The sequence below is a fragment of the Sorangium sp. So ce119 genome (assembly GCF_051524405.1).
GTDB classification, from domain to species: Bacteria; Myxococcota_A; Polyangia; order Polyangiales; family Polyangiaceae; genus Sorangium; species Sorangium cellulosum_G.
The window spans coordinates 4552363-4579283 of sequence record NZ_CP150310.1; the positions used below are offsets into that span (position 1 = coordinate 4552363).

General features: G+C 68.8%; 19 protein-coding genes. 7 read left to right on the plus strand and 12 right to left on the minus strand.

What is annotated here, in order from left to right; genetic code table 11:
* Positions 1–46 precede the first annotated feature (46 nt).
* Genes WME76_RS17160 through WME76_RS17170 form a run of 3 tightly spaced genes read right to left on the minus strand, consistent with a single transcriptional unit; the run spans position 47 to position 5490 of the window.
* Positions 47–1456, minus strand: coding sequence for a c-type cytochrome (locus WME76_RS17160; RefSeq protein WP_437961166.1), 1410 nt, complete (start codon positions 1454–1456; stop codon positions 47–49).
* Complete coding sequence (locus WME76_RS17165) at positions 1453–3801, minus strand: PKD domain-containing protein (protein ID WP_437961167.1); 2349 nt, start codon at positions 3799–3801, stop codon at positions 1453–1455. The genes WME76_RS17160 and WME76_RS17165 overlap by 4 nt, the downstream gene beginning before the upstream one ends.
* 3 nt (positions 3802–3804) lie before the next feature.
* Positions 3805–5490: an Ig-like domain-containing protein gene (locus tag WME76_RS17170; RefSeq protein WP_437961168.1), complete on the minus strand. Its 1686-nt coding sequence runs from the start codon at positions 5488–5490 to the stop codon at positions 3805–3807.
* Positions 5491–6263: 773 nt separating this feature from the next.
* Between WME76_RS17170 and WME76_RS17175 the strand changes: the two genes are divergently transcribed.
* The 3 genes from WME76_RS17175 (at position 6264) to WME76_RS17185 (ending at position 10591) form a co-directional block, all read left to right on the plus strand.
* Complete coding sequence (locus tag WME76_RS17175) at positions 6264–8780, plus strand: glycoside hydrolase family 31 protein (protein ID WP_437961169.1); 2517 nt, start codon at positions 6264–6266, stop codon at positions 8778–8780.
* Between the two features lie 128 nt (positions 8781–8908).
* On the plus strand, positions 8909–9994 hold the full coding sequence (locus WME76_RS17180) for an NADH:flavin oxidoreductase/NADH oxidase (RefSeq protein ID WP_437961170.1): 1086 nt from the start codon (positions 8909–8911) through the stop codon (positions 9992–9994).
* Positions 9995–10090: 96 nt separating this feature from the next.
* Positions 10091–10591, plus strand: a complete 501-nt coding sequence (locus WME76_RS17185) for a hypothetical protein (RefSeq protein ID WP_437961171.1) — start codon at positions 10091–10093, stop codon at positions 10589–10591.
* An 83-nt stretch (positions 10592–10674) separates the two neighbouring features.
* On the opposite strand, the gene WME76_RS17190 is transcribed toward WME76_RS17185, so the two are convergent.
* The gene (locus WME76_RS17190; RefSeq protein WP_437961172.1) at positions 10675–11508 is read right to left on the minus strand and encodes a hypothetical protein; all 834 of its coding nucleotides are present in this window, start codon (positions 11506–11508) and stop codon (positions 10675–10677) included.
* A gap of 247 nt (positions 11509–11755) precedes the next feature.
* Here WME76_RS17190 and WME76_RS17195 point away from each other — a divergent pair, with 247 nt between their 5' ends.
* Positions 11756–13309, plus strand: coding sequence for an Hsp70 family protein (locus WME76_RS17195; RefSeq protein WP_437961173.1), 1554 nt, complete (start codon positions 11756–11758; stop codon positions 13307–13309).
* A gap of 50 nt (positions 13310–13359) precedes the next feature.
* Here WME76_RS17195 and WME76_RS17200 read toward each other — a convergent pair whose 3' ends face one another.
* The 3 genes from WME76_RS17200 to tkt form a co-directional block, all read right to left on the minus strand.
* Entirely contained in the window at positions 13360–13779 is a 420-nt protein-coding gene (locus WME76_RS17200; RefSeq protein WP_437961174.1) for a nuclear transport factor 2 family protein, read from the minus strand.
* Positions 13780–13882: 103 nt separating this feature from the next.
* Positions 13883–14833, minus strand: coding sequence for an AEC family transporter (locus WME76_RS17205; protein WP_437961175.1), 951 nt, complete (start codon positions 14831–14833; stop codon positions 13883–13885).
* Positions 14834–14962: 129 nt separating this feature from the next.
* Positions 14963–16951, minus strand: coding sequence for a transketolase (tkt, locus tag WME76_RS17210; RefSeq protein WP_437961176.1), 1989 nt, complete (start codon positions 16949–16951; stop codon positions 14963–14965).
* 577 nt (positions 16952–17528) lie between these two features.
* Between tkt and WME76_RS17215 the strand changes: the two genes are divergently transcribed.
* Positions 17529–17693 carry a hypothetical protein gene (locus WME76_RS17215; protein WP_437961177.1) on the plus strand — a complete coding sequence of 55 codons (165 nt, stop codon included), beginning with the start codon at positions 17529–17531 and terminating at the stop codon, positions 17691–17693.
* Positions 17690–18256, plus strand: a complete 567-nt coding sequence (locus WME76_RS17220) for an RNA polymerase sigma factor (protein WP_437961178.1) — start codon at positions 17690–17692, stop codon at positions 18254–18256. Before WME76_RS17215 ends, WME76_RS17220 begins: the two co-directional genes overlap by 4 nt.
* A gap of 60 nt (positions 18257–18316) precedes the next feature.
* Here the strand turns inward: WME76_RS17220 and WME76_RS17225 are convergent, their stop codons facing one another.
* From WME76_RS17225 to WME76_RS17240, 4 genes are all read right to left on the minus strand, one after another.
* Positions 18317–18697, minus strand: coding sequence for a hypothetical protein (locus tag WME76_RS17225; RefSeq protein WP_437961179.1), 381 nt, complete (start codon positions 18695–18697; stop codon positions 18317–18319).
* Positions 18694–18888, minus strand: coding sequence for a hypothetical protein (locus tag WME76_RS17230; RefSeq protein ID WP_437961180.1), 195 nt, complete (start codon positions 18886–18888; stop codon positions 18694–18696). The genes WME76_RS17225 and WME76_RS17230 overlap by 4 nt, the downstream gene beginning before the upstream one ends.
* A 149-nt stretch (positions 18889–19037) precedes the next feature.
* Positions 19038–19982, minus strand: a complete 945-nt coding sequence (locus tag WME76_RS17235) for an IS1 family transposase (protein WP_437961181.1) — start codon at positions 19980–19982, stop codon at positions 19038–19040.
* Between the two features lie 1083 nt (positions 19983–21065).
* Entirely contained in the window at positions 21066–21542 is a 477-nt protein-coding gene (locus tag WME76_RS17240; RefSeq protein WP_437961182.1) for a hypothetical protein, read from the minus strand.
* Between the two features lie 583 nt (positions 21543–22125).
* Here WME76_RS17240 and WME76_RS17245 point away from each other — a divergent pair.
* Positions 22126–23757 carry an amidase gene (locus WME76_RS17245; RefSeq protein ID WP_437961183.1) on the plus strand — a complete coding sequence of 544 codons (1632 nt, stop codon included), beginning with the start codon at positions 22126–22128 and terminating at the stop codon, positions 23755–23757.
* A 112-nt stretch (positions 23758–23869) separates the two neighbouring features.
* Here the strand turns inward: WME76_RS17245 and WME76_RS17250 are convergent, their stop codons facing one another.
* Positions 23870–26569 carry an RICIN domain-containing protein gene (locus WME76_RS17250; protein ID WP_437961184.1) on the minus strand — a complete coding sequence of 900 codons (2700 nt, stop codon included), beginning with the start codon at positions 26567–26569 and terminating at the stop codon, positions 23870–23872.
* Between the last annotated feature and the right edge of the window lie 352 nt (positions 26570–26921).

Here is a 26921-nt window from a genome sequence, read left to right on the forward strand (position 1 = left end):
TTCTCGATGAGAGGGTTCACATCACATCAACCGCAAGGTGACAGCGCTACTTGCTCAGCTCTTCGATGGCCGCGGCGAGCTCCGCGGGGGGCAGCGCGTCGGCGGCGCGCCAGGGCGGCATGCGCAGCGGCGAGGTCGCGGGCTCCTGCAGGCGAAGGATGGCCCGGTCCTTCATTTCTCGCGACATGCCGTCCAGGTTCTTCACATTGAACGCGGCGCGGCTCAGCGCCGGGTTCCCGCGACCGTCGTGGCAGCGCGAGCAGAGCTGCGTGAGCACGGCGCGCCCGCTCGCCCCCGGCGGCGGCACCAGGCCGAGCTTCACCTTCGCGTCCTCGGAGAAGAGGTCGCGCGGATCGAGGAGGGATTCTCGCGGGGCCGCGCCCATCACCACGTCGAGGTAGGACCTGGTCCGCTCCGCGCGCAGCGCAGGATCCGTCACGTCCACGAGCGGGTAAGGCACCGAGATCGAATCACCCGCCAGCGACACGGCGAACTGCTTCTCCCAGGTCGGGCTCGACGGGCCGGCCTTGATCTCGGCCTCGATGCGCGGGTCGAACACGTTCGGCTGCGCCGCCTGACCCTCGGCGACGAGCAACGCCTCGAGCTGCGCGCCGCTGCCCTCGTCGAGGGCATTCTGGATGGTCGCGATGGGGATGCCCCCGTACTGCGTGTCGCGCGCGTGCGCTTCCACGAACTGCGCCGTGAGCACCCGATCGGACTCCGTGCGCTGCACGAAGCGCTGCGGGAACCAGTGCAGCCAGGGGAACTCCAGCTCCTGCATGCGCAAGATCTTCTTCGTGCCGTGGCCGTCGGGCTGGTGGCACGAGCGACAGTCGAGCGACGTATTCTCGACGTCTTCCTCGCTGTAGACGCTGAACGCGGTCCAGCCGTGCTCTATCTCTTCGGTGAGCAGGCTCGCGAGATCGCAGCTCCCGTCGTAGTCACACTGCCGCTCGAACGTGAGCAGGTAGAAGTTGTAGTCGCCGCTCGAGAGGTCGCGGCTCACGATCTCGACGAAGGGCTCACCGCGAACGAAGCCGATCGCGGTCATCTCAGCCGGCCTCTCGCGCATCTCGGTCACGCGCGGAAAGACGATGATGCGCGGATTGACGGCGGAGACTGCCCGCTTCACGAGCGAGGTGGAATTGCCGGTGAGGGCGAAGGCGCGGCTCTCGTCGAGCTTCGCGACCTCGAGCAAGCTGGCGAAGTCGGTGATGTCCGGTCGCGGCGTGGCGCACACCGCCTGGAAGAAGCTATCGCCGCGCGGCGTGGCGCACAGCGCGCGGTGCTGCGCCTCGCGTGTGGGCAGGGCCGACAGCTCCGGGTCGGGAGCGCTCACGGGCGGCAGCGTGTCCCAGTCGATCGTCGCCTGGTCCGTCGCCATCTCCTCGCCGATCTCGCCGACGCACGCCGGCAGCAGCAGCGAAACCAGGCACAGCCTCGGAAGGTGCTTCATGACGGCCTCCTGCGGCGGGCGCCGATCGCCATCGAGCTGGCCACGAGCGCGAAGGCCAGGAGCGGCGCGCGACCGCCGGAGGGCCCGCCCCTCGCGCTGCAGCCCAGGCCCAGGAAGCCTCCGGCCTCGCTCGGCGCCGGCTGGTCCTCGCTCGGCTCCGCGTCGACGGTGCCGTCCAGCTGCTGCACGTAGGCGATGAGCTGCCCGAGCTCGCCTTCGCTGAGCCCGCTGGTGAAGGCGTGGCGATCTTCGGGGTTGGCCGTGACGAGGACGTCGCGCAGCGTCGGCGCGGAGCCGTCGTGCAAGTACGGCGCCGTCTCCCACACGCCGTTCAACGTCGGCGTGTCGATGCCGAACAGCGGCTCACCGGCGCGCAACCCGGAAGACGGCTTCACGGTGCCGACGTCGTGCAGCTTGCCACGCGCGCTGTCGGTCCCGTCGGGACCCGTGTGGCAGAAGCCACAACCCAGGCGCTGGAAGATGGCGCGGCCCGCGACGCCGTCCTCGGTGAGCGAGCCGTCGGCGTTGCGGAAGGGGCTCGGGCGGTACGTGTCGAGCGAGCCGAGGAACGCCGCCAGCGCATCGAGCTCGGGGCTCAGTCCGGCCTTCTTGTCGCCGCGCGGCGTGGCGACGGTCCCCGCGGCGAGCTGCTCGGCGCCGAGGAACCCCTTGCCGCCGAACAGGTCGCGGATGTTGTCGTCCGCGTCCTGGATCTCGTCGAAGCTGCCGCTCCAGTTCGTGTTGCCGTGGCCCGTGCCGCGCCGTCCGACCAGCGAGACGGTGTTGCGAAGCCCCTCCCCCACGCTGCCGAAGTCCCAGACTCGCCCGTCCTCCGCGCCGTCGAAGTGACACGACGCGCAGCTGATGTAGCCCTGATCGCTCATGCGTATGTCGGCCGAGTTGAAGAACAGCTGCTTTCCGCGCAGGACCTGCGCGTCGAGCCTCTCCGCAGCGACGGTCGGAATGTCGGCCAGCTTCTTGGTGATGAGATCGTGCGAGCTGACGACGTCGGCGACGTCGTAGACCGCCACCGTGCGGCTGAGCGATGCGTGCACGAACAGCTTGTCGGTCTCGGTCAGCGCCAGGCCGCGCGGCGCGAAGCCCGTCTCCTTCAGCGCGGTCACGAACTCGCCCGTGTAGGCGTCGCGAACCTCCACCAGGGCCGAGCCGGCGACGCTGACGAACGCGTAGTCGCCGAGCGGCGTGAACACGACCTGGTTGGGCAGGTTGCGATCGTCCAGATCGATGCGCCGCGCGACGTCCTCGACGCCCTCCGCGACGTTCAGCAGCGCCACGAGCGGCCGCACCGTGTTGTCGTCGGTGAGCCCGAGCTGGTCGCGAAATGGACCACGGAAGATGTTGTCCTTCTTGCCGGGCACCCACGCGAACAGGCCGTCGGGCGAGAGCCCCACCGAGAACAGGTAGTTCGGCAGGCCGCGCCCTTGTTGATCCGTGTCCTCCGTCGTGGTGTCCGCCGCGAGCGCGAAGCGCGTGCTCACCTGGAAGGTCGCCGCGTCGATGCGCGCCACCTCGCCGTGGCTGTCCTCGGAGATGAAGCGCGTGACGTAGACCTGCGCGCCGTCGTGCGACACCGAGACGCCCCGCGGCGTTCCGCCCAGCACCAGCTCGGCCACGACGGCGCCGCTCGCCACGTCCAGCTTCAGCAGCTTGCCGACCGCCATCAGCGTCACGTACGCGGCGTCCCCGGTCGGGCTGATCGCGAGGCCCATCGGCTGCGACGCGTACGGCAGCATGACCTCGCTCTCCACCGCCAGCGACGCGGTGTCGATGATGGAGAGCGAATGTGCGTCGCGGTGCAGCACCCACAGCTTGCCTTGCGCCGTGAGCGCGAGCCCGACCGGGCCGCGCGCCACCGGCACCTCCGCGACCCTGATCAGCGCGCCCGTGTCGAGCACGCTCACGCTGTCGTTCTCGTAGTTGGCCGTGTAGACCTTCGCGTTCAGCCGGTCGTAGACGAGATCGGTCGAGCCCGCCGCGCTGCCCGTGACGAGCGGCCGGTGCACCGTGTGCACGAACGCGACGCTGGTGAACCCGACATCGTCTTTGACCGTCGCCAGCACCGGGTAGTGGCCGGGCGCGGCGTAGGTGTGGACCTGCTGCACGTCGCCGACCGTGAACTCGGTGCGAGTCTCGTCCCCCATGTCCCAGCGCACCTGCACGGGGCCGATAGCGTCGCCGATCGTCAGGTCGAACGTGACGGCCTCGCCCATGAGCGAGGGCGCGCGCTCGGGGACGCTGGCCGTGACGGCGCGCGCCTCGGCCGGCCAGGCCGCCGCCCAGCAGATGCCCGCGAGCAGGCCGAGGAGCTTCGGCAGCGAGCGCATCGCTCAGGGACCGGTCGTGAACGTTGACTTGAACTCGGCCGCCATGCCGTTGCCGACGAGATCTTTCATGCCGTCCTTCGGCAGGATGACCTCGTAGGTGGTGTTCGGCATCAGCTCCTCGTCGGGGTCGAAGTTCACGATGCCCATGTACAGGCCGAACGTGCCCTTCACCGGCGCGCCGCCCACCGGTCGGACGACGAAGCTGCCCGGGTGAACCGTGGCGAGCTCGATGTTGTCGGTGAGGCTGAGACCGATGCGCGACTTCCTTGTCACACCGGTCGCACCGCTCTTCGGCAACACCGTGTCCACCGCCGGGGGCGTGGTGTCCGGATCCGTGGAGTGCGCGGCGATGACCATGCCGCGGTAGGGCAGCTCGTCGTCGGCCAGCACGAGCAGGCTGCCGACCGCGATCGAGAACTGGTCGTCGCCGTTCTCGAACTCGAGCCGGCCCCAGATTCGATTCTTGATCGACATCCGGTGGATGTCGTGCACGTCGATCTTGGAGACGCCGGCATCTGGCCGCAGGTGACCCAGGAACAGGTACCCGTCGGAGAAGCTCACGTACTCGGACCCGGCGGGGTAGCCCATGGCCCTGAACGCCGAGTCGGGCAGCGTGGCGAGGGGTGAATTGGCCGAGCCGATGTCGGTGGGATCGGTCAGCACGTCCCACACGCGCAGCGGCGACTGCACGTAGACGTGCTTGCCGTACAGCCCACAGATGTAGCTCTTGCTCGGGGTGATGAAGTCGAGCGCGACCGGGTTCATCGGGTCGCTGATGTCCATCGTCGCGATGCCGCCGTTGTCCTTCGGCGTCGTGATGACGAGCGTATTGCCGACGGCCCACAGCGGACCGGCGCTCACGCCGCCGAACTGCGAGATCGGAATCTTCTTCACGAACCGCACGTTCTCGGGGTCCGCTGCGTCCAGGATATGCAGGCCCGTGTTGGTGCCGCCGATGTAGATGACGCTGCCCTGCCAGTACATGCCCCACACGGAGTCGGTGAAGTCGCCATAGTTGATGCCCTCGAGCCGGACGAGCGTCACGTGACGAGGCGCGTGCGCGTCCGTGACGTCCCAGATGTCGACGCCCGTGCCCGCGGTGGTGACCTGGTAGAACTTGTTGCCGTACCGGGCGAGCGAGGTCTGGTGCGACTCCGCCTCGCCGACGCCCTTGGGCCCTCCCCTGGGATCGAAGCCGGGGCTCTGGATGCGCGAGAGCATCCTCGGATTGGCCGGATCGGCGATGTCGTAGAAGACGATCTCGGCGTTGCCGGCGCCTTGAACGTAGCCGTTGACGACGATCGGCTGGTTCTGGTGGTGGTCCTTCTCGAGCGTCGGCGACACCAGGCCGTCTCGCCAGCTTTGACGCGGCAGGTTGACCTTGTTCGCCGGCATGGGCATGTTCGGGATCTTGCCTTCCGGGGCGGTGATCATGTTCGGGTCGATCTCGCCCGAGCCGCCGCTGCCGGCCGTGGCGTCTCCGCCCGAGCCGCTCGTGGAGCTGCTGCTCGTGGAGCTGCTGCTCGTGGTTCCTGTCACCGGTATCGGCGCTGCGCCGCCGCTGCCCGTCACCACGGTCGAGGTGTCGCCGGAGCCGCCGCCGTCATTACCTTCCGGCGTTGCGCCCGGACCGCCGCCGGAACACGCCGCGAGCAGGGCGGCGAACGCAGGAGAGCCGAGCCAACGCATCCCTATCCTCTTCGAACGCATTCCTGACCTCTTCTCTGGCGCGCACGTCATGACCCATGGCCAAACTGCGGGGGCTTGGAGTCCGACGGTAATTACCGCGATCCCGCGGACGCACGGACGCACGGACGCACGGACGCACGGACGCACGGACGCACAGCCGCACAGCCGCACGAACGCACGGACGCACAGCCGCACGAAGCGCCCCCGTCAGACGCGAATGTGAACGTTCACATTCAGCATGTCAAGCTGGATCGACTGCACGCGATTCGACGCGACTGACGCGCTCCGGCAACTCGACCAGGGGCCCGGCTCGATCGTGCAGGCGCTCGTCACTGGCCATCGAAGACGCGCGTCGTGGTGACGCCTTCGGGTCGAACGCGGTCGGCGCACGAGGCGGGTGGTCCTCCCCCGCTGCCGCGTCTGCATTCATCGCAAAGTTGCACCCATTCTGAAGGCGCTCGGGGAGTACCTGCGCGACCTGTTTGACGCGGCGCCCCGGAGGAGCCCCGCCCGCCTCATCCTCCCCTCGGGATGGAGGATACCCGCGGCCTGGAAGATCGGCGTTGACACCAGGAATGTGAACGTTCACATAACGACACCGGGTATCCGCCTGTCTCGCCTTCAACAATCCGGCGATGCTGGCGAAGCGCTGGGGAAGCGGTCGCCCAATCTGCGCCTGCACGCCGTGCCGCTGCAGCCGCCCTCTTGCGTGGTTGGCGTAAGTTGCTGAATCTGGTGACAACTGCTGTGAACTCTGCTGCTAGCGAGGAATCATGCGAAACTTGCTCAATCGTTGTGTTTACGCGGCTCTGGTCGGCCTCTTGCCGCTTGGCGGCGCATGCTCGGGCGGGTCCGACCCCGGTCCGGGTGCCAGCGGCACGGCGACCAGCGCCGTTGGCACGACCGGGGTGGGAGGCGGTGGAGCCGGCGCGGCCGGGGTCGGCGGCGGAGGCGACGGCGGCGGCGGTTCGGGAGGCCAGGGAGGCGGCGACCAGCTGGAGTGCCCGCCTGCGCCTCCAGAGACTGGGCTCTATGCTACCGACGCCACCGGCGTTACCTTCAACCTGGAAACCGGCTTGCTGAGGCTGGAGGTCTGCAACGAAAGCATCATCAGGGTCCAGTACGCAACTGCCCCTTCGCTCCCTGACAAGGCTTCTCTGTCTGTCGATAACAAGTGGGGCACACCGAGCTTTTGCGTCACGGAGAGCTCGGGGACCGTGACCATCACCACCTCACGCTTGAAGGCCAACGTCGACACGACCAGCGGCCTGGTCACCTATGCCGACTTGAACGATAACGTCATCCTGTCGGAAGACAGCAAGACCTTGACCCCCATGACCGTCGAGGGGGTCGACACGAACCGCGTCGAGACGATCTTCAACTCACCCGCCAACGAAGCCTTGTTCGGTCTTGGCCAGCACCAGGACAGCGTGATGAACCGCAAAGGGACGACCCGGCGCATCCTCAACGTCAACACGGAGATCAACATCCCGATGTTGGTATCCAACAAGGGCTACGGGGTCTTCTGGGACAACTACTCCACCTCGAACTTCGATGGAACCAGATCCAACAACACCAAGTACAGCTATACGTCCGAAGCCGGCGAGATGGTGGATTATTACTTCTTCTATGGCCCGAGCATCGACCAGGTCGTAGCCCAGTACCGCACCGCGACCGGCGCAGCCCCGTTGTTCCCGAAGTGGGCCTACGGGCTCTTCCAGTCGAAGGACAAGTACAGTAGCCAGTCTGAGCTGCTACGGGTCAAGGATGGCTACCGCGACAACAACATTCCAGTCGACTGCATCGTCCAAGACTGGGATTACTGGACTCCGTATGCATGGGGCTCCCACCTCATGGATCAAAGCCGCTATCCAGATCCGGCGGCTCTCATCGACGAGATGCACGAGGCGAACGTTCATACGATGATATCGATCTGGCCGCTGTACCAGCGCGTGAACACGGAGAGGAAGGCGGGAGAGCTGGACAACTACAGGGCGCTCGACAAGATCGGAGCGCTGTTCGCCAGCGGCGGCACACATCATTTTTATGACACGCTCAACCCCGCCGCCAGAGCTCTGGTGTACCAGCAGATCCACGATCGCCTGCTGGAGCCGCATGGCTGGGACGGCATCTGGGCCGACAACACCGAACCTCAAGGCTATCCGGACGCCGTCAACGTGAGGGCGGCTGACACCGCGCTCGGCAAGGGGGCGCTGTACGTGAATGCTTATCCCCTGGGGCACGCCCAGGCACTGTACGAGCATTGGCGCGCGACCGGCCCGAAAGAGAAGCGAGTCTACGTCCTCACCCGCAGCGCCTTTGCCGGCCAGCAGCGATACGCCACGACGTGCTGGTCGGGAGACATCAACAGCGATTTTGCGACCTACACCAAGCAGATCCCCGCGGGGCTCAATTTCTCGCTCGCGGGGATGCCCTACTGGACAACTGACATAGGCGGGTACTGGGGCCACAACGTGAACTGGACCACCAGCGCAAACAATGAGCTCTTTACCCGCTGGTTTCAGTATGGCGCCTTCTCTCCGATTTTCCGGATCCACGGGGGCGGTTCAAGGGAGCTGTACAGCAACAGCTGGAGCGCTGCCACCAAGGCCAATCTCCTCAAGATCGACAATCTGCGCTACCGGCTGATGCCCTACATCTACTCGATGGCATGGAAGGTGACCAGCGAGGGCTACACCATGATGCGGCACCTGGTCTTCGACTACCCCGATGACGAGAAGGTATTCAACATCAAGGATCAGTTCCTGTTCGGCCCTGCCTTCCTGGTCAATCCGGTGACCACCGCGGGCGCGACCAGCCGCTCCGTTTATCTCCCCGCGGGGACCTGGTACGATTTCTGGACAGGCTCGACGACGGACGGCGGCCGTACGGCGTCGGTCCCCGCGCCGCTGAGCGAAATGCCGCTCTTCGTCAAAGCGGGCTCGATCGTCCCCATGGGTCCCAGTATTCAGTACGCGACGCAGAGCATCGACCCGGTGGAGATCCGGATCTACGCAGGTCAAGACGGGTCCTTCACGATGTACGAGGACGAGGGCGACAGCTACAACTACGAGAGCGGTCGATACTCGACCATTCCACTCACGTGGGACGAGTCTGCCAGGAAGTTGACCATCGGCGCAAGGACGGGGAGCTATAGCGGCATGCCGGCCAGTAGAACGTTCAGGATCGTGTGGGTAGGTTCCAACCACGGCGCCGGCGTCGATGTCACTGCTGCTGCAGATCAGGTGGTCACGTATGATGGCTCAGAGGTGGTTGTAACCGCAAACTGAGCAACGGCTGTCGGCGCTCTCGCCGACGCGCCCTGGCTCCGCGCCGCCCAGGCCCGCCCCGGTCGCCTCCGCTTGCCCCCGCGCGCCCGAGCGTGCGAAGCTGCGCCCTCGCCGGCAAGGAGATCTTCGTGGCAAGTTTGTTTGAGCCCTTTCGCCTGAAGGACGTCACGCTGCGCAACCGCGTGGTCGTCTCGCCCATGTGCCAGTACTCCTCGTTGGACGGGCATGCCACCGACTGGCACCTTGTGCATCTGGGCTCGATGGCGAGGGGCGGAGCCGGCCTCGTCATCGCCGAGGCGACGGCGGTGTCCCCGGAGGGGCGCATCAGCCCGAGGGACGCCGGCCTCTGGGAGGACGGGCAGATCGAGCCGCTCCGGCGGATCGTCGCGTTCGTGAAGGAGCAGGGCGCGGTCCCGGGGATCCAGCTCGCGCACGCGGGGAAGAAGGCGAGCGCCAACCGGCCCTGGGAGGGCGACGACCACCTGACGGACGAGGAGGGCGGCTGGGAGACGCTGGCGCCCTCGGCCAAGGCGTTCGGCGCGAACCTCCCCCGGGTGCCGAGGCAGATGTCTAAGGCCGATATCGCGCGCGTGAAGGGCGACTTCGTCGCCGCCGCGCGGCGCGCCCGCGAGGCAGGCTACGAGTGGCTCGAGCTGCACTTCGCGCACGGCTACCTGGCGCACAGCTTCTACTCGCCGCTCTCGAACGCGCGCACCGACGAGTACGGCGGGTCGTTCGAGAACCGGATCCGCTTCCTGATCGAGACGTTCGAGGCGGTGCGGGACGCCTGGCCGGAGCGCCTGCCGCTCACCGTGCGGCTCGCGCTCACGGACTGGGTGGACGGCGGGGTCACGGTCGATGAGTCGATCGAGCTGACGCGGCGGCTCAAGGCCTCGGGCCTCGACCTGCTCGACGCGAGCCTCGGATTCGCCGTCCCCGACGTCTCCAGGATCCCGTGGGGCCCTGGCTTCTTGCTCCCGTACGCCGGGCGCGTCCGCAAGGAGGCGGGCGTGCCGGTCGCCGGCGGGTGGTTCATCAAGGAGCCCGAGCAGGCCGAGGCGGCCCTGAAGGAGGGCCAGGCGGACCTCATCGTGCTGGGGCACGCCATGCTCGACGATCCGCACTGGGCTTACCACGCGGCGAAGAAGCTCGGCGTCGAGCAGCCGACCGGCCTCCTGCCGCCGCCGTACGGCCACTGGCTCAAGCGGCGCTGACGGAACCCGCCGTATGGCCGCGCGCTCCGCGGGATCGGCCGCATGGCGCCGCGGATCGGGCCGGTCGAGGTCGCCGTTTCGACTATCCTCCGCGCGATGGTGAAGCGAAGCAGGAGCGGGCGGCTCGCGCCGCCGGCGGACGAGGTGTTCGCCGCCAGGAAGCGCAAGCCGGTGCCGCACGAGTTCGTGCTCGAGGCGCTCGCGCCGCTCGGCCCCGAGACGCGGCCGCTGTTCGGCTGCCTGGCCGTCTACGTGGGAGAGAAGATCGTCCTCGCCCTGCGCGACAAGCCCGGACCCGACAACGGCGTCTGGCTGGCCACGAGCGAGGAGCACCACGCGGCCCTGCGCCCGGAGTTCCCGAGCATGCGGAGCATCGAGGTGCTCGGGAAGAGCGTGACGGGCTGGCAGGTGCTCCCGGCCGACGCGCCCGACTTCGAGGAGGCCGCGCTGCGGGCCTGCGCGCTCATCGAGGCGGGCGACCCGCGCATCGGGAAGGTGCCGGGCGAGAAGCGGAAGCGGGACGACTCGCCGCGGGCCGGGGCAGCGACGAAGAAGGCGGCGGCCAAGGCGCGCGCGACCCGCCGCGCGCGCGGGTGAAAACGGCGTTCGAGGCGATTGCCGGTCCAGCGGCCCGGGTCATGGCGCCGTGAACGAAGGGACGCCCGGAGATCGGCGCCGGCTCACGGGGCGTCGGAGAACGCCAGCCAGTAGGCGAACTCGTGGGCCGGCTCCGCAACCTCGAACGAGCGAAGATTCCGGAACCTGTATTCACCCGCGTGCGCGCCGGTGACGTGGATCGAGGCTTCCTCGCCGGCGTGCAACGTCACCGAGGACGGGAGCGCGTCCGGCATCGAGAACCGCATTGCATACACCGGATTGCCGGCATGGCGCGAGAAGCAGACGCCGATGCGCTCCACCGTGAAGGGGTCGAACGCGGCGGTGAGCGAGTTGGGTCCGCCGGTGACGAGACGGTCGTGCGCCGCGAGCCAGATGCGATCGTCGCTGGCCACAGGGTTCGAGAGGGCGGCCCAGATGGGGACGTTCTCGATGTAGAGGTGCATCGCGGCGTAGTCGGCGTAGGGGCCCGTCACGCGCTGAGACTGGAAGTCGAGCTGCACGAACGTGCCCTCAGGAACGAGCACATCGGGCAATCCACGCGCCGCGAGCGCCAGCACGATGGGCGACGGGTCGCAACCCATGTGGGGCGGGCACGCATCGATGGTGATCGCGCCCGAGGTGGACGAGACGACTTGCCCCCGGAGCGAGATCTCCGTGGGAAACGCCTCCGCGTCGTCGTCAGGGTCTCCGGGCGGGAACGGGTCGCCGTCCGGCGTGGTCAACGACCACGTGATCCGATCCATCGCCGGGACCGAGCACTCGACCCCGCCGCTGCCGCCTGCGCCGCCGCTGCCGCCGGAACCCGCGCCCCCGCGGCCGCTCGCGCCGCCGCCCGCGCCGCCGCTGCCGAGGAGCTCGGAAGCGGAGCAACCGGCGAGGAGCGAGGTGGAGAGCATGATGCCAAGAAGAAGGTTGCGGTCCGTTGTCGTCCTCTGCGTCATCGCGAACGTTGTGCCGCGACAATCAGCCTCTTCGCCATACCGAAGAGGAGGAAGACGCCGTCGCCAGCGACACGCCGTGCCAGGAGCGGTCGTGCCACGCCGGGCACTTCCCTGGCCGCCGCGACCCCCCGGGCCGCTGAGCGCAGCGGAGTTTCACCGCGGGCGGCCGGATGTGGCAGCATGCGCGCCGGAGGAACCCACCGTGCGCCTCGGGATCGATTTCGGAACCACGCGGACCGTTGTCGCGTGCTGCGACCGCGGGAACTACCCCGTCATCAGCTTCCTGGACGCGGCGGGGGACACCGTGGACTTCTACCCCTCCGTGGCGGCCGAGCGGCAGGGGGAGCTCCGGTTCGGCTTCGACGCGCTCGCGGTCGCCTCGGACCCGGAGTGGACCGTGCTCCGGTCGTTCAAGCGCGTGCTCTCGGGCCCCCGCGCGTCGCCCGACTTCGAGGTCGAGATCGGGAGCACGAAGCTCCGCGTGCTCGACCTCCTGACGCTGTTCCTGAGGTCGCTCCGCGACGCCGTGCTGCACCGGTCGAACCGGCCCAGGAAGAAGACGGACGAGGACGGGCGGCTCATCTGCGTGGTGGCGACCCCGGCGAACGCGCACGGGACGCAGCGCTTCGTGACGCTCGACGCCTTCCGCCGCGCCGGCTTCGAGGTCATCGCGCTCCTGAACGAGCCCTCGGCCGCCGGCTTCGAGTACACGCACCGCCACCGCAGCACCATCACGTCGAAGCGCGAGCACATCGTCGTGTACGACCTCGGGGGCGGGACGTTCGACGCGTCGCTGGTCCACATGACCGGCCGGAGCCACGACGCCGTCGCGACCTCCGGGCTGAACCACCTCGGCGGCGACGACTTCGACGCCGCGCTCGCCGCGATGGCGCTCGAGGCGGCCAAGCTCGAGCGCGAGGACCTCCCGGCGCGCGCGCTCGCCGCGCTCGCCGACCAGTGCCGCGAGGCCAAGGAGCGGCTCAACCCGAACTCCCGGCGGATCGTGATCGACCTGGACGCGTGCCTCGGCGAGCTGGCGCCCGCCCACGAGGTGACGATCTCGGCGTCCGACTTCTACGACCGGTGCGTGCCGCTCGTGGAGGCGACGATCACCGCGATGCAGCCGGTGATCGCGCGCCTCGACGCCGGCGCGGGCGAGGCGCTCGCCGACATCGCGGGGATCTACGTCGTCGGCGGCGCGAGCTCGCTGCCCGTCGTCGCGCGGACGCTGCGCGAGCGCTTCGGGCGGCGCGTCCATCGGTCCCCCTACCCCTCGGCGGCGATCGCGATGGGCCTCGCCATCGCCGTCGACGAGGACGCGGGCTTCGAGCTCTCCGACCGGCTGTCGCGCCACTTCGGGGTGTTCCGGGAGAGCAGCGGCGGCGACGAGGTGGTCTTCGATCCGATCTTCGACCGCGAGGCGCGCGTCCCCTCGAGCCGGGAGGCGCCGGTGGTCTCGCGCCGCGTGTACCGGGCGGCGCACAACGTCGGCCGCTACCGCTTCGTCGAGTGCGCCTCGCTCGACCGGCTCGGCGTGCCCCACGGCGACATCACGGCCTTCAGCGAGGTCGTGTTCCCCTTCGACAGGAAGCTCCGGGACCGCGCCGCCGAGCTCGCCGCGGTGACCGTGGAGCGCATGGGCGGCGAGGGGCCGCTGATCGAGGAGCAGTACGCGATCACGCCGCACGGGATCGTCGAGGTCACGATCACGGACGTCGAGGCGGGGTACCAGCGCGTCTACCAGGTCGGGGCGTGAGCGCCGCGCTGGACAGCGCCGCTCGTCGCGCGGCCGGGGGCGCCAGGCCCTCAGTTCATGAGCCCTGAGCCGGCCGGGGGCCGCCGCCTCGGCTGCGGCGTGGCGAGCGGACCCGCGTGGTGGTGGACCATCCTCCATTGCCCGTCTTCAAGGACGAAGATGTTCGTCGCGCACAGGTGCGCAGGCGCGTCGCCGTTGGCCTCGAGGCACGTGACGAAGGCGAAGTCGCCGAACAGGCGCGCCACGGCGCCCTCGCAGCGCATGCGAGAGCCCGAGGTGTTGCGCAGGATCTGGCTCCAGCTCTCGAGCACGCTGGCGCGCCCCGAGATCACCTGCATGCCGGGATGAGCGCAGGCCACGGGCGCCTGCTCGGCCCACAGCCGGCACATCGCCTGGTGATCCCCGGCGCGGAACGCCTCGTAAAACGCCTCGTTCGCGGCCAGGACGAGCCGCTTCGCTTCGACGCTCATGCAGCGACCATGCGCGCCGGCCAGCGCCGACGCAAGGACCAGGACGGCCGCCTGGTACGAACACGCCAGCCCGGGTCGGGGCGCCCGCGGGTCGGGTCGCCCGCTAGGGGACGATCCGGCGCAGCACCTCGACCACCATCGGCAGCGTCGCCAGCGCGCCGAGCGTCGTGACGACCGCGGTGGCCGCGGCGAACTGGCCGTCGCAGCCGTACCGCGCGGCGACGATCACGGACACCATCGACGTCGGCATGGCGGACTGCAGGACCGCCACCTCGGACACGGGGCGCTTCAGGCCGAGCGCGATCGCGGCGCCGAGCGCGACCGCGGGGGCCAGGAGCAGCTTCACCGAGGCGACGGCGACGAGCGGGCGCACGCGGCCGCGGAGCGAGCGCAGGTCGAGGCTCAGGCCGAGCGCGAGGAAGACGAGGGTCGGGGTCGCGCTCCCGAGCGCGTCGAGCGCGCGTTCCACCCACGTCGGCAAGGGGATCGGCAGGACGTGGAGCGCGAGGCCGGCGGCGATCGACAGCACGTTGGGGTGCAGGAGCACCCGGAGCAGGCCGCGCGCGCCGGCGTCGCCGCCCGCATCCCCGTCCGCGCCCATGCGCGCGGCGAGCGCGACGCCGAAGGTCCAGAGCATCAGCGTCGTGACGATGCTGTCGACGAGGATCGCCGTCCCCGCGGCGTCGCCCGCGCGCCCGTAGAGGGCGAGCACGACGGGGACGCCGAGGAACCCGGTGTTGGAGAAGCTGCCGACGAGGCCGGCGGCGCCCTGCGCGGCGCGCGGGAGCCCGAGCGCGCGCGCGAGCGCGATGCCCGCGAGGGCGCAGGCGAAGAGCGCGATCATCGAGGCGGCGACGGCGCCCCACGCGCCGTGGCCGATGCCGGAGCGGCGCAGCACGGAGACGATCAGCGCCGGCGTGGTGACGTCGATGACGAGCCGGTTCAGCGCGGCCGCGTCGGCCTGGCCCCCGCGGCCGAGCGCCCTCAGCAGCACGCCGACCCCGAGCACCGCGAAGAGGGCCAGGAGCTGAGAGATCAGGTCGCCCGACGGCACGGGCGGCTTGTAGCTCCGCGGGGCGCGGCGTCCAGCGGTCTCGTCGAGCGGCCGGAGCGCGTCGCGGCGCGCGTCGTCCCGGGATCCCGACGGACGACCGCGGCGCCGCGCCGTTGTCCCCTCACCCCCTCAGGGCAGGAGGTCCTGCACGGCCTGGATGACGGCCTGAGGGTTCATGCCCAGCCGGTCCATCACCATGTCGCCGGGGGCGCTCGTCCCGTAGCGATCGATGCCGAGCGCGATCCCCTTCGACCCGACCCACTGGTGCCAGCCGAAGGTGACGCCGGCCTCGATGGACACGCGCCGGGTACAGGCGGCGGGCAGCACGGCCTCGCGGTAGCCGCGGTCCTGGCGCAGGAACCGCTCGACGCAGGGCATCGACACGACGCGGACCCCGCCGCCGAGCTGCTTCGCGGCGGCGACCGCGTGCTGCACCTCGCTGCCCGTCGCGATCAGGATGGTCTCGAGCGCCGCCGTCTCCTTGATCAGCACGTAGGCGCCGCGCCGGACGCCCTCGCGCTTCACGGCGGCGTCGCCCGGCAGGAACGGCACGGCCTGCCGCGTGAGCGCGAGGACGGTCGGCCCGTCGGTGCGCTCCAGCGCGGCGATCCACGCGCCGGCCGTCTCCTCGGCGTCGGCCGGCCGGATGACGTCGAGATCGACGATGGCGCGCAGCCCGGCCACGGTCTCGACGGGCTGGTGCGTCGGACCGTCCTCGCCCACGCCCACCGAGTCGTGCGTGAAGACGTAGACGACCGGCAGGTGCGACAGCGCGGCCAGGCGGATGCTCGGCCGCAGGTAGTCGGCGAACACGAGGAACGTCGCGCCGCTCGGGCGCAGGCCGCCGTGGTAGGCGATGCCGTTCATGATCGCGCCCATCCCGTGCTCGCGGATGCCGGCGCGGATGTTGCGGCCACCCCAGTGCTCCGGATCGAAGTCGGTGCTCGACGCGATGTAGTTGAACGTCGAGCCGTAGAGATCGGCGCTCGACCCGATGAGCGCGGGCACCGCCTCGGCGACCGCCTGCAGCACGGTCTCGCCGGCCTTGCGCGTCGCGACCTTGGTGCCGGCGGCGAAGGCGGGGACGCGCGCGTCGAGGTCCGCGGGCACCTTCCTCGAGGTGCCCTCCTCGAGCTGCCGGGCGAGCTCCGGGTTCTTCTGGCGCCACGCCTGGAAGGTCGACTCCCACGCCGCGCGCGCCTTGCCGAGCTCCTCCTTGCGCTTCGCGAAGAACTGCTTGACCTCCTCGCTCACGTAGAAGTGCTCCGGGGGCAGCCCCAGGGCCTTGCGCGCCTGGTCGACGAACTTCGCGCCGCCCTCGCCGTGCGCCTTCTGGGTGCCGGCGACCTCGGGGATCCCCTTGCCGATCAGCGTGTGGACGATGACGAACTTCGGCTTCCCGCTCTTCGACGCGCGCGCCTGGCTGAGCACCTTGTGCACGGCCTCGAGGTCGTTGCCCTGCTCGACGCGGAGCACCTCGAAGCCGTAGGCCTCGAAGCGCTTGCCGGTGTCCTCGCTCTGGGTCTTCGCGGCCATCGCGTCGAGGGTGACGTCATTGGCGTCGTAGATGAGGATCAGGTTGTCGAGCTTGAAGTGCCCGGCGAAGGAGGCCGCCTCGGCGGCCACGCCCTCCTGGAGGCAGCCGTCGCCGGCGAGGCAGTAGACATTGAGGTCGAAGACCGTGTGCTCCTTCGTGTTGTACCGGGCGGCCAGCATCTTGGCGGCCACCGCGTGCCCCACCGCGTTGCCCACGCCCTGCCCGAGCGGGCCCGTCGTCGCCTCCACGCCCTCGGTGTAGTGGTACTCCGGGTGGCCGGGCGTCTTCGACTCCCATTGCCGGAAGCGGCGGACGTCGTCGATGGAGACCGGGTACCCCGCGAGGTGCAGCCAGCCGTACAGGAACATGCTGCCGTGGCCGGCGGACAGGACGAAGCGGTCGCGGTTCAGCCAGTGCGGTTCGCTTGGATCGTGGCGGAGGAGGTCGCCATAGAGGACGGCCCCGATCTCGGCGGCCCCGAGCGGCAGGCCGAGGTGACCGGACGAGCAGGCGTGGACGGCATCCATGGCGAGGCCGCGGGCCATCGAGCACGCGGCGGCGAGCTTGGCAAAATCAGGCATGGCGCGCACTCTAACCTACTTCGCCTCGAAACGCGCCCCTTCGCTCACCCTGCCCCTGGTGCCAACGGCGCCTTTTCTGCCGGGCGCTCCGCGGCGCGCGCGGTCCTCCGGAGGCGGTCCGGCCGCCTCGCCAGGACCGAGAGCGATGCTCGGGGGGCGGTTCGACCGCCTTTCCAGGACCGAGAGCGATGCTCGGGGGGCGGTTCGACCGCCTTTCCAGGACCGAGAGCGGGTAGTGTCCGGAATTGCACCCTTGAAACGGCGAGTGTCCGGCATCCGAAGATGCAGTGTCCGGAATGACGATATCTGTTGTGACCTCGTGATCCGTCCGTAGGCTTCGGCCGAAGTAGTGACCCCCGCGACGCTTGCCGGCGCCCGGGGGTCTTGGCCGAACCCCGAGTCACCGAGGTCCGACATGCTGACCCTAGTACGCCCGCCGTCCGCGGGCCAAGGCGGAGGTGCGCCCGCGCGCCGCCGTCCACGTCTCACCCTTACACCCACGCAGAGCAAGCGCCTCCGAGCGGCCCTGCGCAACCTGCGGGCCGCATACGGCACGTGGGACTGCCTTGCCGAGGTCATGGGGATCTCGCGCAGCACGCTCCGCAACATCGTGAAGGGCCACGACGGCGGCTCGCTCGCGATGGCCATCCGCGCTGCGAAGGCGGCAGGCGTGCCCGTCGAGAAGCTCCTCGGCGACCTCGCAGCGGCCGACCGCTGCCCCACGTGCGGGAGGAGCGGGTGAAGCGCCTGCGGAAGGGGGCTCGCCGCCCGCCTGCCGCACGACATCCCAGCCAGCGCCCGCCGGTCGAGGCGATCATCGCCGAGCGGTCGATCATCCTGGCCGTCATCATCGCCAGCGGCGTGCCCACGCGCGACCGCGACGACGTCGAGCAGAGCATCGTGTTCGGCGCGTGGCGCTCGGTCGAGCGCGGCATGTACCGGCCTGACCCGGCGGACGAGCCCCGCAAGGCGCTCCGCCGCTGGCTCTGGGGCATCGCCTGGCGCAAGGCCGGGCACTACCTCGGCAGCGCCTACGTGCGCAGGACGGTGCTCAACGCGCAGCCGTTCGGCCTGCTCCGGGAGCTCGCCGGTCCGAACCTTGAGGCGCAGCTCCAGGCGCGAGAGACGCTGGAGGCGCTCGCCGACCTGCCGGGCTGGCAACGCGAGGCCCTACTCGCCGTCGACCAGCCGGAGTCGCTCGTCCAGTACGCCAAGGCGCGCGGCATGCACCCAGGGACCGCTGCATCCCGGCTCCGCATCGCCCGCGAAGCGCTCGCCCTGCGGCTCCGGAGGTGGCGCCGATGAGCTCCTACGTCCGGGTGAGGCTCCGCGATCCAAAGCGTCGCGTGCCATAAACGCCGGTGTTCAGCTAGGCCGTAGGTGCTCCTCAAACCACTTGAGGACGACATCCCATGGCATTTCGTTCTCCGTGATCTCGTCCTGAAGGTGCGACAGGTAGAGGCGATCGTCCTCCGTCAATTGAAGGCCGCTTTGCTCGATCTGATCGACCGTGGCGTAAATCGGGAACTGAATTCGCACTAGACCAAGCTGAAAGTCGTGTGAGCAGAGGACGTAGAACAGTGCAGCGGCTTCCTCGGGGGCTGTGGCGAAAGCGCCACCTGCCAGCCGCTGCGCGTCAGACCGAAGCCAGTTGATGAGCTGGTCACCGGGGACGTCCAGGGGGTGCGCCCCTACGTGCTCTGCGCATACACCTCGGATGACATACAGCTCCTCGGCAGAGATCATCTGCCTCGGCGCATGTTGGGGTCCTTGCGGTCGATCACCGCGAAGAGCTCCTGCCACTCCTTGAGCCCCTCGAAGTATCGCCTCTTCTCCGCGATGGCCCTGGCGTCGTGCGTCCTAGGCCCGGGCTCGCTCGCCGTCGGCCCCCTCGTCACACTCGTCCTGCTGTCCAGCATCGCCTTGTCCGCGGCCATGGTCTCCTCCTCGCCCTACGCGTGAGCGTATACTGGCTACCCGACCAGTGTGCAGCTAATTTTTAGCAGCCAGGCTTAGCCATGGACATTTTGTCCGGGTTAGTGCAGGATTGGCAGGCGAGCTAGATCCGTGTCTGGCGGAAATTGTCCTACACCAGCCGAAGGAACCCGCGACCACCTGGGAGTTCGCGCGCGGGGCGCTCTTCTGCCCCGGGTCGCACCTGAAGCTTGAGAGGCTGCGGCTCGGGCGGCGCGATCTCGCCCTCGGTGAGCGCAGCGGTCACGAGCTCGGCGAGCGTCCAGGGATGGTCGGCCACCCGCGCCGCTACGGCCGGCGTGGTCCCAAGGGCGCCGTGGATCTTCACCAGGTTGTAGGCGCAGATTCCCAGGGCGACCGCAGCACAGTGCCCGCGCAGCGTCTTGCTAAAGGCGAGACAGAGCCGCCGCGTGCGGCCGACCGTATGGCGCGTGTTCAGGTTGAACCGCTCGACGTATGACGTCGACAGGAGCTCATCGCGCGGGGCGCCGAAGATAGGCTTCTTCGTGATGAACGGATCGCGCGGCGGCTCGTACCGATAATCTGGGCGCTGCGACCCGCCGCGGCTGAAGTTCTTGACGCACTGTCCGTAGTCGACGGAGCCCTTGAAATTCCATCCAATGGCATTGGGGTACGATTGCCACCCGTCGCTCGTGATGTGCGGAACGACGGACAGGCGCGACCGCAGATCTTCGATGAATCGATGCGTGTTCACGTCGTCTCGTTTGCCGACGTGGAACGAAATCGCCAATTTCGTGTTCGCGTCCAGCGCGACGTAGAGGTAGGCGTCTCCGCGCTCCTCCGGCTCGTCGGGCTGCACGCGAGACTGCTTCTTCTGAACGAAACTCCACTGCTCGTCGACCTGGATCACGTGCGCCGCGATCTCACGCATCATTCGGTTGTGCAGGCGGGCGCAGCCCTCACCGACGCGTAGGGCAAGGGCCATCACGGTTTCCTTGTCGACCTCGACCATGCGCGCCGTCGCTCGGATCGAGTTGCCTTCGCAGAGCGCAGAGACGACGCGAATACGCGTCTCCAGGGAGAGAGGTGCGGGCACAGCTTGCCTTTCTCCCGGCGCTGGCCCATGCTCGCGGTGCGATGCGCGTTCGGCGGGCCACCGCCGGATGTTTCGCAGCCCCGCTCCCGGTTGCAGCCGAGGGCGGGGCGCTTTGCTTTGTGCCCTGAAGGTAACACGAAACGCTTCGTTTCCCGGCCTTTCGTGGCGCCGGTAGGACGGCATTTGTCACGCCCGGGCGGCTTCGTGGGCCGCGCATAAGCACGGCGACGCCGGCGCGTCAAGCTGGGGCATGGATGATCCAATCTGCTGGACAACGCGCCAGAACCGATGCAGGACTGACGGCGTCCCAATCGTGGGACCACGAAGAAAGAAAGGCGAACCGCAGAGACAAGCCCCGCAGTCCGCCCTTGTGCCGAGATGAACCTCAGCTTGTTCAGTTAGCGCCGAACAGCCTGGTTCTACCTCGGAGCCGGCCCCCGGTCAACAAGATCGGTGTGTGGTGGCGTGTTCTCTCGTGTTCGCGAGGTGAGCACAGTGCCCAACGCAACTCCCGAACAACTCTCCACATACGCAAGGCTCGTTCAGGAACAGGAGAAGGCGATCGGTCGTCGCCTGAAACCCAGCGAGCGCATCACATGCGCTCATGCGGCGGGCCTGGACCCAAGCCTGGCCCCTGGAGCGCAGGATGAAGAGGAGCCCAAGATCCTTGGCGGCGGCGACCGAAATGCCGACGACTGGGCGTACAGATCGCCACGTGGTCGGCGGTTCTGAGCCGCGTAGATCTACTGAGTAGATCCGGGTGTCCGGGATGCGCCGCGCGAGTGTCCGGAACGACATGTAGCGCGGCAGTATTCCGGACACCACCCGAGAGCGATGCTCGGGGGGCGGTTCGACCGCCCTTCCACGACCGAGAACGATGCTCGGGGGGCGGTTCGACCGCCCTTCCACGACCGAGAACGATGCTCGGGGGCGGTTCGACCGCCCTTCCACGACCGAGAGCGATGCTGCGGGGCATGGCGGTCGTCGCACCTGCCGCGATGAGGCCTCTTCAGGCAGGCTCCTCGGCGGGCACCACGTCGGCTCGTCGCTGCGCCCTCCTGGATCGGGCCCCCCTGTCCCTGCTCATGGATCGATCGGCCTGCACTCGGAGCCGGACTCTTTCACGAAGACCCTGTGCTCCTCCGGCGGCTCCTCCGCGAACGACATCCAGTCGCTTCGATCATAGTCCTGAAGGAGGTCCTCCGCGCACATCTGCCCGTCACTGCCGACGTCGATCACGACCGAGAAGTAGAACTTCGCGTCCTCGCGCTCGACCGGCCCGAACCCCTGATCGATCCGCGTGTGGGGCTCCTCCGGGATGTCGAGATCGAGCTCGACGGGCAGCGCCTCGACATCGAACGTGTAGCGCGCCACCGCCGTGGCGCTCGCGTCAGCAACGTGACTATCATAGCCCCACAGCGTCACGTGCGCCGTGGCAGGTTGGCCCAGCGCCAGGGGCTCGTGATCGAGCGTGAGCCTCGTGCCCGCGCTGCCCGTGACCGTCTCACCACACCCGAGCAGCGCCAGTCCGACAACGATCCATACGCCATGAATTCTCATCTCATGTCCTTTCTTCGATCGTCTCCACCGAACCGCTTCACGCGGCGGGGATGGATGTCCCATCCGATATCGAAGACGCCCGCGGAGCACCAGACGACGCAGGGGCTCAAGCACAGTGCCAACGGCGCGCCTCGCAGACGAGGTCGGCCCGACGGCTGGACGCGCCGCCGCCGCGGCGCTCCGAGCAGCGCGCCGGAGTCGCTTACAGCCTCTGAACGACGGGCCCCGTCGCGCCCGTGCAGGCCCTGTGACCGCCTGGGGACACGCCGCGGTGGGCTCACGGCGGCGACATCATCGCGGCCTACCGACACCGCGTCCCAGGACATCCGACATGCGTCGCCAGAACGCTGGCGCCTGAAAGCTGCTTGGCGCGCCGAGGCAGAGTTACCCCTCCTTGACCGAGCTGCCGGCCACGAGTATTCGGGCTGTGCGCCCGCCGCGTCGCCTCCGCGAGGAAGACGACGTCGCCCGCGCGCCACCTCCCCTTCCGATCGCCGATCGGCCCCATCGTGGCGCAGAGTCCATCAATCAACACACGACTTGCGTCCTCTCGTGACAGCGACGCAAGAGGGAGTGATCCATCATGAAGAGCGCTCGTTCATTCATCGCACGGGCCGCGGCCATCTGCCTTGGAGCTGCCCTGGGGCTCCCCGCTACGAGCCATGCTGCGGCTGGGCCCATCGACGCTTCCGACATCGACGTGACAGAGCTCACGATCGCGGAGATCCGGTGGGCCTACGCGACCAGGCGTTACACCGCAGAGGCGTTGACGCAGGCGTACCTCGACAGGATCGACCAGTACGAGGCGTCCTACAACGCCTTCACGTTCCTGAACCCCAATGCGCTCGCAGAGGCGCGCGCGATCGACAGGCGGCGAAGGAGGGGAGAGCGGCTCGGCCCGCTGGCGGGGATCCCCGTGGTCATCAAGGAGTCGATGGACTTCGTCGGATCGGCGTCGACGTCGGGCTGGGCGCCCCTCAGCTCCGCGGCGGGCGGCGTCGATCTGTTCCCGATCAAGAACGCCGTGGTCGTCGAGCGGCTGATCGAGGCGGGCGCCATCATCCTCGGGAAGACCAACATCCCGGCGTTCAGCGACGACGGCACCCGCGCGAACAGCAGCTGGGCAGGCCCCACCTACAACGCCGTGGACAGGGACCTGGCGCCGGGGGCGAGCAGCAGCGGGACGGCGACGGCGGTGGCCGCGAACTTCGCGGTGCTCGGCCTCGCGGAGGAGACGGGGGGATCCATCCAGAACCCGGCGGGCGCGCAGAGCCTCGTCGGCGTCAAGCCGACGTTCGCCCTCGTCCCCACGACGGGCATCGTGCCTCTGGCGGGCAGCACGAGGGACGTGGCAGGGCCCATCGCGAGGACCGTCCTCGACGCCGCCCTGGTGATGGATGTCCTCGCCGGGTACAGCCCGGAAGATCCCAAGACGAGCGCTTCCCATGGGCACCTCCCCCGCCATGGATACACGAGCGAGCTGAGCCGGACCGCCCTCCGCGGGAAGCGGATCGGGCTGTATGGCCCGGGGTGGCGCCTCAGCGATTTATCACCGGAGACGCAGGCTCTCTACGAGAGGACCATCGAGGAGCTCGAGATCCAGGGCGCGACCGTCGTCGAAGATCCGTTCGCCGGGAGCGGCTTCGCCGAGCTGGCCTTGCCCGGTGAGCCCTACGATTTCCGAGGCACCGAGTCCGCTGCCCACGACTTCCAGCGCTACCTCGGCGGGCTGACGTTCAACGGTGACGTGGTCGGCACGATCGATGAGCTGACGCTCATCACAGGGATCTCGCCGTTCCAGCCGGACGGCGGTCCGCTGTCCTGGTACGCCGACGCGCTGCCCGTGCTGGCGGACTCGCTGCTGCACCCCGAGGATCTGCCCGATCTGTCCGACTTCTGGGCCCTGCGAGGCCAGTACCTGAGCATCTTCGACGCCGTGATGGCGGCGCACGATCTGGATGGCCTCGCGTTTCCGCAAACGTACGAGGAGGTCCCCGCGCTGTTCAGCAGCGCCACCTACGCCGCGACCACGGAGTCGGCGATCAACATCGCCGGGTTGCCCGGGGTCGTCGTGCCCGCCGGTCAGTACAGCAGCGGCGCCCCCTTCGGCCTGATCTTCGTCGGCCCGCTGTGGAGCGAGGCCCGCCTGCTCGGCTTTGCTTACGATTACGAGCGAGCGACGCGCCACAGGATCGAGGCTGTGCTGACGCTGTAGCGGGCGCGCTGCGCTGCATGGCGGGCCAGGAAACGGCACGAGCCCAGGGCGGAGCGCCGGGGGGGCGCTCGCGGTCCCTGGGCTCGGGCGCGCGACGTTCGTCAGGTGGAGGCTAGTTCGAGCGGGTCGCCGGGTACCTGTAGAAGCTCTGCGCCCACTCGATGGTCCAGATCGTCGGCTCCACGTACACGTTCTTGTCCGTGCCGAGGATCATCCCCTGCTTGATCTTCGCCATCGCCGACAGGAAGATCTTGCGGTCGTCCTCCATCCGCGGCCGCATCACGGTCGAGGGCGGGTACAGCTCCTTGACCTGGTCCACGACCGCCGGGTCGTCGATCCACCCGTCGACCCCGTGCTCGCCCTTCGGCAGGCGCGATCCGCCGGCGTCCAGCCAGTCGCGCAGATCGTTGTTGCCGCGGTTCATGCCGTCGGCGTGGCAGCCGATGCACGAGCTGCCGACGTTCAGGCGGCGGTCCGGGCTGGCGAAGCCGACAAGGCTGTTGATCGCCGCGTCCGAGGCGTCCCGGGCGATGCGCGGATCACGCACGATGTTGACGAAGGCGTCGACGCGGCGCTGGTTGAAGCCGCCCCACAGGGCGTATGCCTGCAGGCCGTTCGGCAGGTTCCAGATGGCCTCCTCCGCCGACTGCTGGAGCCCGTCGGTCCCGGTGTAGTAGCGGCAGTTCAGGAAGCCGCTGCCGCCGTAGCTCGGCTGCCCGTCGCACCCCTCCGGCTCCGTGCCCTGGGGCTGCGCCAGGGTCGCGATGAAGCTGTAGTTGCTCGCCGAGCCGCCGAGGCCCGTCCCGCTGATGAACTTCGGGACGGGGTGCGCCCAGAAGGGGAACCGGATCTGACCGGTCTCGTACGCCTGCTCGATCGTGTTCACGCCGCCGTCGAGCTGGCCGGTGAAGACGTCCCACGTCTTCCAGTAGAACCCGCCGCTCTTCGTCCGCGCCCGGTAGTACATGCGGGAGTCGACCGTGATGGCCTGCTTCGTGAGCATGTACTCGTACGACTTCATCCCCTGATCCCGGATGACGCCGATCTCGGCCTCGAGGTCCTGCGCGTACCACGGGATCGCCATGATGGCGTTGTACACGTCAGGGCGGGTCAGCGTGTAAACGAGCTGGCTCGCCTCGATGTAGTCCGCCTTGAAGCCGTTGGTGTTCTTCGGCAGCACCGCGCTGTCCGTGGCGCCCTCCACGTTGCCGGCGAGGACGCGCCCCCAGACCAGCTTCGCGAAGCTCGGGTCCCTCTGGACCTCGGCGGTGTACCTGTACTTCTCCCTGAAGGTCACGTCGGAGCCGACCGGCTCACCGAGGTAGTTGACCGTGGTCCTCCCGAAGAAGACGTCGTCGTCCGACCCGCCGAAGTGGAGCTTCGTGACGCCCTTGTTGTAGCCCCAGTAATCGCGGGTATCGAAGCGGTAGACGATGCCCTTGCCGTTGATGTCCACCGGGTTGACGACCCGCGGAGCCCAGCGCGCGACCGAGTTCAGGGCCTTCGACAGCCCCACGCGGGCCACGTTCATCTCCTCCGCGCTGACGCCCTTGTTGTGGAGCTCGTGCAGCGAGGCGTACTTGATGAACTCCGCGTCGGCCGCGGCGACGGTGGCCCTGTCCGTCGCGACCCACGCCTTGACCTGGTCCTCGGTGACCTTCTCGGCCGCCGCGACGGGGCGCGGGGTCGCCGGCAGGGTCGGCGCGACGGCGTTGGCCCACGCCGTGACGGCGTTGAGCATCTGCGTGTTCGCGTCCCTGCAGCTCGACCCGAAGCAGTTGTGCCGGTCGATGCCCATCCGGACGACGAGCTTCGAGTCCGCGGGCTTCCTGAAGTTGACGCGCGTGAGGGCATACTGGTGCGCCAGCGCCGGATCGGCGTCGGCGTGCATGGGCGACTGGGCCTTGCCCGCCGAGCCGTGGCAGCCCGAGCAGTTGGCGGTCAGGATCGGGTAGACCGTCGTCTTGAAGGCCTCGAGCGACGTGGCCATGTTGAAGTCGCTCGGGAGGCAGACGGCCTCGACGTTCAGGCCCCCCTTGCCGTCCGGGAGCTGGCTATAGCCGAGCCCGCACCCTCCAGGCGGGGCGACCCCCACCTCGCCCTCGCCGGTGAAGCCACCGCTGCCGCCGCCGCCGCCCGCGCCGCCGGCGCCGCCCGCACCGCCGGCGCCGCCCGTGCCGCTGCTGGAGCTGCTGGTCGTGGTCGTCGTGGTGGTCGTCGTCGAGGTCGTCGTCGTCGAGGTCGTCGTCGTGGTGCTGCTGCTCGAGCCGCCGCCCACGGCCCTGAGCGAGAACTTCTGGTTGTCGCCGTTCGCCCAGCCCCACTGCTGGAGGCGGGCGCCGTCCGCCGTCGACCGGCCCGTGACGTCGACCACCTTGCCGCTGCTCCGGACGTTGATCCGCTGGACGCCGGTGGCGACATCGGCGAACTGGAACTGCTGGTTCGTGCCGGAGGTGCAGGCGGACGGGACGATGGCGGCGCCGTTCGCTGTCGACGAGCCGCTGACCCCGAGGCAGGTGTTGCCGTCCACGCTCTTGATCCGGAAGTAACCGCCGCCGGCGTCCTCGGCGCGGAACTGCTGTTGCCTCGCGCCGCTGGTGCAGGTGGCGATCACCGCGTTCCCGCCCCGGATCTCCACGCACTTGTTGCTCTGCCGGCCGACGAGCGTGTAGGTCGCGCCCGGATCGATCATGACGGCGCTCTCGAGCACGCCGCCCTCTTCGCTGTCGTACTCGTCCGTGACGCCGACGCAGGAGACGGCGAGAAGGCCCGTCCCGGCGGCAAGCAAGACACGCCTGGATGCGAATCTCATGTGATTCTCCTCGTTAAGTGAGCTAATAAAAATCTATCTGTCTGCAGCTCTACGCTGGCCCTGCGTCGACCGGGAGCGCTCGCCGCGCGATGCTTGCCCCCGAGGCATGGCCCCCTGGCCATCGTCGTGCCGGTGAATCTCAATCACGAGATGCGCTGAGCGGGTAGGCTCGTTCGGTGCGCGATCAGGCACCGCGACGAAGGTAACTCTTGTTCCAGTTCGGCTTGCCGGTCAAGACAATCATGTTGTCGACCAAGACAATCGTGCGTTTTGCGCGACGCCCTGACTATTACGAACTCACGACAATGGCAGTTATCGTGTGATGTCTGGTGGCGCAATATCCGACACGACC